The sequence below is a fragment of the Nocardia acididurans genome, from assembly GCF_016741815.1.
Classification (GTDB): Bacteria; Actinomycetota; Actinomycetes; order Mycobacteriales; family Mycobacteriaceae; genus Nocardia; species Nocardia acididurans.
Window position 1 is genome coordinate 1 of sequence record NZ_JAERRJ010000031.1, and the last position, 7836, is coordinate 7836.

Annotated in this window: 7 protein-coding genes; all 7 read left to right on the forward strand. The window is 70.3% G+C overall.

The window, feature by feature from the left end:
* Positions 1 to 52 precede the first annotated feature (52 nt).
* Complete coding sequence (locus JK358_RS38445; RefSeq protein WP_201958738.1) at positions 53 to 1615, forward strand: RRQRL motif-containing zinc-binding protein; 1563 nt, start codon at positions 53 to 55, stop codon at positions 1613 to 1615.
* Positions 1616 to 1700: 85 nt separating this feature from the next.
* Positions 1701 to 2630, forward strand: a complete 930-nt coding sequence (locus tag JK358_RS38450; protein ID WP_201958741.1) for a hypothetical protein — start codon at positions 1701 to 1703, stop codon at positions 2628 to 2630.
* Positions 2627 to 4393 (forward strand): type IV secretory system conjugative DNA transfer family protein, encoded by a 1767-nt coding sequence (locus tag JK358_RS40575; RefSeq protein ID WP_201958749.1) that lies wholly within the window; start codon positions 2627 to 2629, stop codon positions 4391 to 4393. Before JK358_RS38450 ends, JK358_RS40575 begins: the two co-directional genes overlap by 4 nt.
* On the forward strand, positions 4390 to 4923 hold the full coding sequence (locus tag JK358_RS38460; protein WP_201958751.1) for a DUF4913 domain-containing protein: 534 nt from the start codon (positions 4390 to 4392) through the stop codon (positions 4921 to 4923). The genes JK358_RS40575 and JK358_RS38460 overlap by 4 nt, the downstream gene beginning before the upstream one ends.
* A gap of 6 nt (positions 4924 to 4929) precedes the next feature.
* Positions 4930 to 6186: a DUF1173 family protein gene (locus tag JK358_RS38465; protein WP_201958753.1), complete on the forward strand. Its 1257-nt coding sequence runs from the start codon at positions 4930 to 4932 to the stop codon at positions 6184 to 6186.
* Entirely contained in the window at positions 6183 to 7385 is a 1203-nt protein-coding gene (locus JK358_RS38470) for a deazapurine DNA modification protein DpdA family protein (protein WP_201958755.1), read from the forward strand. Before JK358_RS38465 ends, JK358_RS38470 begins: the two co-directional genes overlap by 4 nt.
* A gap of 111 nt (positions 7386 to 7496) precedes the next feature.
* Positions 7497 to 7836 (forward strand): hypothetical protein (locus JK358_RS38475; RefSeq protein ID WP_201958757.1); only part of this gene is annotated, 340 nt, incomplete at its 3' end.

A 7836-nucleotide genomic window follows, 5' to 3' on the forward strand; every position in this document is an offset into this window, starting at 1 on the left:
GTTCTCATGCCCCACTACCCGATCCGTGTCCTATCTGCCGACTGGTGGGGCGGTGACCCGCGAGAGTGACGGCGCGCTTCCGGTCTACCGCTGGATGGCCGCGCCGCCGCACCTGAAGGCCCGCAGGCAACTGCGGGACGCAGGGCTGAGCCCCGGCCGCCAAGACATCGCCGCCAAGATGGAACGCCCCCGCAAACGGCGAAACCCGTTGGTGGCCTACCTGTTCGACATCACCAAAGCCGTTCCGCGCCGCACCTCCACTCCCGCCCAGCGCGCCGCGCTCGAACGCGCCAACCGCGACCGGCAAATCGAGGCCGCCGAACGCCGCGGCATCTCCCTGGTCGAGGACACCGGCCCGGATCTCCCCGCAACCGGGCCACCCACCCCGTCCGCGCCGCACACCGTGGCGGCCGCACTCGCCCGGCACGCGCTAGCCGAGGCCACCCGCACCGCGTTGACCTGCTGCGCGCTGCCTGCCAGCGCACTCGAGGCGGTCACCGCCTGGCGGTCGGATCCGCCCACCGCCCAGACCGCGGCCGCCTACCTGGCCGACGAACCCGAACGCCGCGATCGGCTCGAAGCCCAGCTCATCGCCCTGTCCCTGCCCGCACACGCGGAACGCGACGTGGCACTGATCTTCGAATACGTCGACGGCCGCACCCCGCACACCGATCTGCTGCACACCAGCGTGCTCATCGACCCCGCCCTGGCCGCCCGGGGGCGCGTGGACGGCCTGCTGGCCCGCTACGCCCGTCACGGAGCCCCGTTCGCGGCCGCGCTGGCCGCCGAAACCGGCGCGCTCACCCTCGCCGACCAGCAGCGAGTCCGCAGCGCGGTCCGCGAACTGGCACAAGGGCATCGGTTCACACCGCTCTGGCCCGATCACGTCGACCGCAACCTGCTCACCGCCCGCCTGCACGCACTGGCCCGCGCACCGCATCCCGCCCGCGACGCCGTCGCCGGACAGATCACGCACCTGCTGGCCGGCCGCGGGCTGCATCCGCTCGAGCGCGAACGGCTTTCGCAGTGCTGCCACGAGCTCGCCGCGCACCCCGACCAGCACGACCTGCCGCCGTTGCTGCTGCTCGACGAAGCCAGCAAACATCACCACGAGCTGGCCCGCCACCGTGCACGCGCCGCACTGCTGGGCCACGGCACCGGGGAGAAGGTCCGCACGGTGCTCCCGGATCCCGTGATCACCGCACCCGGCATGCGGAATTCGCTGCGCGCGGTCACCGACGATATCGCCTGGCTGGCGCGAGGCCACCACACCCGCGCCGAGCTGACCAGCCGCAGAAACACCTACCACCAGCACCTGACCCGCCTGCACCAGCAGATGGTGACCGCACACCTGCCCCGCGCCCAGCGTGCGCAGGTCCGCGAGATCCTCGACACCGCCCTGCACACCGCCGCGCGCGCCGGACGACACCGTGATCAGCGCGATCGAGCCTGGGATCACCGACTGCGGCCGGGCCCCACCGCCGTGTCCGCACGCCTGCTCACCGCCGTCGCTGCGACAAACGCCCGCGCGCACACCCCCGACCATCCAGCGCCGCAACTACTTCCGTCCGATATCGGCCAGCAGGCTGCCGCAGCGGTGGAGGTCGCACCATGACCGACCAGCGCTCGCGCCGCGACCGGGCACCGCCGCGCGGTGAATCCCGCAACCTCTTCCCCTCGTCGAATCGAAAGGCCCTGTCATGCAACACCTTCACGAAGAAGAACAGATCGTCGCCGAGAACCTGGTACTCGCTGAGGCCGCCGCCCAAGCCTTGCTCGCGGCCCGGCGGGCGGTACACCGGTGGGCACACGACCGCGAACAGGCCGCCGGGCACACGACCGGTCACAGCGCGAACACCAGTGCGGCCCAGCAGCATTCACCCCGCCAACGATCCCCGCGACAGAGCTTGTGGTCGCGGATGTTCGGGCGCCGCCAGCCCGCCCCTCAGGTCGACCCGTCCCCGGCGAACCAGCTCGAGAAGCTGGTCGCCGAATGGGCCGCGCACGAAGCACAGCGCGAATACGCCTGGAAAGTGGCGCGCAGCTGGGAGGAATCGTCCGCCGAACTCGGCAAACGCCTCAAGGCGGCCGGGGCCGACCCGTCGACCGCCCGCGGGATCGCCGATCGCCATGTCGATATCGACGTCGAGCGCGTCACCCGCCTGGCCTCGGAATACACCCTCGCCGAACTCAACGCCGCCCGCGCGCTGGTCGAGCAGCAGACCCAAGCCAACGGGCGCGGCACCGAGCACAGCGAGCCGAAAGCCGCCCAGACCGCCGCCGCGAAGGACTCGGACAAGATCCCCGAGCAATGGCCCGGCCAACCCGATGCCGCGAAAGCCGCCCCGCCCACGGCCGAAGCGAAACCCAAAGCCAAAACGGCCGAGGCCGGCTCTGCGGACACGACGGCGCGCAAACCCCGCGCCCGCAAATCCGCGCCCGTCAAAGCCTCCGACACCGCGAAGGCCTCCGACGCGGCGGCCGCCGGTGCGAAGCTCGCGGCCGACACCAAACCCGCCGGACGCAAGCGCGCAGCGGAGAAACAGCAGCAGCTCGAAGCCGAAGCGCCCCAGCAGCTTCCGCCTGAGCAAGCCCCGCAGGCGGCACCCGAAGCGGCGGTCGCGCCGTGACCACGCGCCGCGCCGCCCCGGCCGGTCGGATCACCGGCGACATGGTGGTGATCGCGACCGCGGCCGTGGTCACCACCGTGGTCGGGGTCGGCTATTGCGCGTGGTGGGCGAGCATGGCCGCCCTCGGTAGCGTCGGCGCGAACCCCTGGCAGCAATTCCAGGCCCCCGATACCTGGCCGGTGCTGGCGGTCGCGGCGGTCGGGCTCGCCGAATCCCTACTCATCGTCGCAGGAGCGCTGGTCACGGCGAAAATGGTGCGGCGTCACGAAGTCACGCGCCGGGCCCGGGTGATGGCCGGACCGCACCGTCTGCGGGAAGTCTCCGGTGCCGGGGCCCGCGCGAAAGCCCGCCGTCTACGCCCCGACGCCGACACCCTCACCGCCTGCGATATCGGAATCGAGTTGGGGCGCACGGTGATCGGCGGGCAGCCGGTCTACATGTCCTGGGAGGACGAGGGTGTGTGCTTCGGCGGCCCCCGCACCGGCAAGACCGCGTCCCTGGCGATCACCGCGCTGTGCGCGGCACCGGGCCCGGTGATCGCCACCAGCAACAAACGCGATCTGCACGATCACTGCCGGGGCGTGCGCGAAACCTATGGGCGCGTGTGGGTTTCGGACCTGCAAGGCCGCTGCGGACACCCCGCCCAGCCGTGGTGGTGGGACATCCTCGCCGGCCTGGACACCCTGCCCGCCGCGCGCCGGCTGGCCGGATACTTCCAGGCCGCCACCACCGTCCCCGATGCCCGCGCCGACAACTACTTCGAAGGCGGTGCACTGGAACTGCTCGCGCTCAACCTGCTGGCGGCCGCGGTCGGCGGCGGAGACATCATGCACGCCTACGGCTGGCTGTCCGCCGAAGACACCCCCGTCCCGGCGCGGCTGCTCGAACAGGCCGGACAGCAGATCGCTGCGATCAAACTCCGCACCGCCCAAGGCTTGAACTCCCGCCAGCGCGACGGCCTCTACGACATGGCGCGCCGCATGCTCGCGGTGCTGTCCGATCCGAGCTGGGCGGCCACGGTCATGCCCCCGGCCCGCAAGCACTTCGACGGCGACACCACCGCCCTGGGCGCCTGGGATCCCACCCACGACCTGCCGCAATTCGATCCGCGCGCCTTCGTGACCTCCCGCGACGGGCTGTTCCTGATGTCGCTGGAAGGCCCCGACAGTGCCACCGCCCTGGTCACCGCGCTGGTCGGCCGCATCCTCGACCACGCGCTGGCCGTCGCGTCCCGCTCACCGGCCGGTCGGCTGCCGGTGCCGCTGGTCGGTGTCCTCGACGAAGCCGCCAACGTCTGCCGATTGAAGGAACTGCCGTATCTGTACTCGCACCTGGGATCCCAGGGCGTCGTCCTGGTCACCTTCCTGCAGAGCCCCGCCCAAGCCTCGGAAGTGTGGACCGCCAACCAGCTCGAACAGTTGGTGTCGGCCAGTAATGCGCACATCTACGCCGGCGGGGTGCGCGACACCAAATACCTGCAAGGGCTCTGCGACCAGATCGGCGACCACGACGTGGCGCGCTGGTCGGACAGCCACGGCCGCGGCGGCTCCTCCCGCTCCCAATCCTGGTCCACCGAACGCACCCTGCCGGTCTCGCTGCTGGCCGAGCTGCCCAAAGATCTCGCGCTGGTGCTGACCACCGGCAACCCGCCCGTGCTGGTCCGCAAAGTGCCCTGGCACGCCACCCGCTACGCCGAGGCCATCCGCGCCTCCCTGGCCCGCTACGAGCCCACATCCCTGCGCAAAGAACGGATCCGGTCATGACCCTCGACTTCGGCGACGAACTCGACGACGCGTTCACCGGCGGCGTCAACGGCAACCAACCCACCCCAACCGAGGACGACGACTATGTGTTCCCGCACGTCGGAGCCTGGGTCGTCGGCTGGCTATCCCCGGCCACCGCGATGAAACTGTCCGACGGCGGGCGCGGGCGCGTGTGGTGCGCCCACTGGTTCGAACACCCACCAGTCCACGTCCGCCTCGACGCCCTATGGCGAGCCTGGGAGAAAGCCGTGCGCTCCGGTGACGATCACGCCCTGATCGGCTGGTACACCTACGATTACGACCCCACCATGCGGGCGCTGACCGACGGCGAATCCGGGCCGATGCACGCGTGCAGCCCCACCCGCCACGTCCCCATCGACCCCCTGCCCGTCGCACCACTCCCGCCCGGACTCTTCGACAGCCCCACCACCGCCTCGGCGCTGCTGCACCCGCTGCCCACCGCCTCGAGTACGAAGAAAACCGGCGGTGAACAGGCGATCCCCGAACTCGACCTGGACTCGGGAGAATAACCGGCCATGGCGGATCTGGTAACCCTGGCCGGTCGACGGATACGACTCGACGACCTGCGCGCCAAGCCCGAACAGTTCGCGCGAGTCTTAGCCGCGGCCAAGGCTTCCGACAAACACGGCTACTGCCTGTGCCGCCCCGCCGCCCCGCTACGGCTGGTCATCCGCCGCCGCGGCGACCGCTACCACCTCGCCCGCTGGCCCGGCGAAGGCCAGAACCACGACAGCGGCTGTCCCTTCCACGCCGTCGACGCCGACCTGTCCGGCCGCTCCGCCTACGCCGACTCCGCCATCCTCGAAGGCCCCGACGGCACCAGCATCCGATTCGACACTCCCTTGACCAGCGGCACCACCGCCACCGCGGCGCGCGCGGACACCGGCGACCGAGACGGGGGCAATACCGGCAGCGGGCGCCGCGCGGTCGGGCTGCTCGGCCTGCTGCACTTCCTGTGGGAGGACGCGAACCTGAACTGCTTCGAACCCGCACAGCGGCACCGCAATTGGGCTTCGGTCGTCACCGCGATCACTCGCCAGAGCAGCGACATCACCCTCAGCCGCCACCCGCTGGCCGACGTGCTGTTCACCGTCCCGGCCTACCGAAACGGGCTGGGCGAAACCAATATCGCCGCCTTCGACGCCTTCCTCGCCAGGCTGCGTAGCGCCGACGGGCAGTCCCGGCGCGGCTTGCTGTTGGCCGAACTCAAATCCGTGGAAGCCACCCGCTACGGGCACGCCTACGTCCTGGCGCACCTGCCCCGGGCCCGACGCGCCTACATCGACGCCCGCCTGCACACCAAAGTCTTGCGTTCCTACGACACCGCCTTCACCCAGGCGGCCACCGACGCCGGCGGACGTCGTATCGCGCTGCTGCTGATCGAGGCCAGCCCGAAAGGCTATGCGCAGGTGGTGGATGCGGCCGTGATGCTCACCGGCCACACCTACATCCCCGCCGACTCCAGCCACGAACTCGTCATGGACACCGCCCTGCGCCGCGCCGGGCGCGCCTTCCTCAAACCCCTGCGCTGGGACCACACCACGCTCACGCTGCCCGACTTCGTCCTGACCGACACCCCCACCTCCACGGTGATCGAGGTGTGGGGCATGGACAGCACCGAGTACGAACAGCGCAAGGCCGCCAAAATCGCGACCTACACCCACACCGGAACCCGGTTGATCGGCTGGCGGCCACCCGAACCCCTGCCCGACCTCACCCTCAGCGCCCCGCCGACCACCGGCGGTGCCCGAAGACCGTGGGAGGACCGGTGAAGTTCTATCTGGGCACCCATCACCCGCACTGGCTGTCCCGCACGACCGCGCCGTTGTTCATCAGCGATGTGCGCCTGCGGGATCGCAAAACCTTGCCTCGCGCGCGGGGCGAATGGGCGTTGGACTCCGGCGGATTCACCCAGCTACAGCGATATGGGAACTGGGACTCGGTCACCCCCCGTCAATACGTGGACCGGGTCCGGCGCTACCGCGACGAGATCGGCGGACTGAACTGGGCCGCGCCGCAGGACTGGATGTGTGAACCGATGATCATCCACGGCGGCCGGGTCGGCGAGATCCGATTCGCCGGCACCGGACTGTCAGTGCCTGAGCACTTGCGCCGCTCGGTCGGCAACCTGCTCGACCTGCGCGCACTGGATTCGACGCTACCGATCGCGCCCACCATCCAAGGGTTCCGCCGCCGGGACTACGAGCTGTGCCTGGACCTCTACGCCAAAGCCGGCATCGACCTGGCGGCCGAACCCATCGTCGCCGTGGGCAGCGTCTGCCGCCGCCAGAACACCCGTGAAGCCGCCGAAATCATCGCCGCCATCACCACCGCGGTCCCCGGAATCCGGTTGCACGGCTTCGGCATCAAAACCTCCGGCCTGGCCGAATACGGCTCCCAGCTCGCCTCCTCCGACAGCATGGCCTGGTCCGACACCGCCCGCTGGGAGCAGATCCTGCTGCCCGGCTGCACCGGCCACAGCACCTGCGCCAACTGCATCCGGTGGGCCTTCCTCTGGCGCGCCAAGGTCCTCACCGCACTGACCGGGCCCGCCACCCGAACCCCGTGCGCCACCCCGTCCCGGCGGCCAACCTCAGCGGTCCTGCGCGCCGCACATCGGCTGGCGCTGGCCGGATTTCGTGACGAAGCCGCCGATCTCGCCCGCGACACCAGCATTCGATGGGCGCACCGCGACGGCATGGACACCGCCCACATCGCCGATCAGCTGCACCTCACCCTCGAACAGGTCGCCCAGATCCTCGACGCACCCGAACCGGACCTGCTCGAACAGATCCGTGCCCTCCGACAGAAATGGGACATCGACACCGAGCCCGCGACCCGCGCCGCCGCCGACCGAATACTCGCCGACCTGGTCGCCGACGAACTCGTCGACCAGCCACCGACACCGGCCCGCCGACGGCCACACAGACGGACCGACCCTTCGGCGCTTCCACTGTTCGATATCGCCTGATCCCCACCAGCCCAACACATTCCACGCCCACCAGGACCCCGCGACGCCATGCAGCCGACAACTCCATTCCCAGCCCCCCGAGGGCCTCCAGCACACCGCAAGGAGAAGACGATGAACCCCAACCACCCCACCCGGCCCACCGACACGCTGTACGCGGCAGACCTGACACGCGGGATGATCATGCCCATCAGCTCACCCGACCGGCCCGCGCTCAAACACGCCTGCCAAATCGAGAAGACCAGAACCCGCCTCAACGGCAACGTCTACCTCTGGGGCACCATGCTGCACGGCCCCTACGAAGGCCGACGCGCCCACGTGATCTGTCCCGGTCACTCCCTCATCCGAGTCCTCACCAGCCACTACGGCGTATGCGGCACCTGCGGCGGCCTCGCACCCTGCCCGGACGAAACCGCCGACTACGAACTGCGCGCCCTGCTGGCCTCCATCGACC

Excerpts from the sequence above, each read along its gene's own strand:
- JK358_RS38465 (WP_201958753.1), top strand. The coding sequence starts at position 4,930 with ATGGCGGATCTGGTAACCCTGGCCGGTCGACGGATACGACTCGACGAC.
- JK358_RS38450 (WP_201958741.1), top strand. The coding sequence starts at position 1,701 with ATGCAACACCTTCACGAAGAAGAACAGATCGTCGCCGAGAACCTGGTA.
- JK358_RS38460 (WP_201958751.1), top strand. The coding sequence starts at position 4,390 with ATGACCCTCGACTTCGGCGACGAACTCGACGACGCGTTCACCGGCGGC.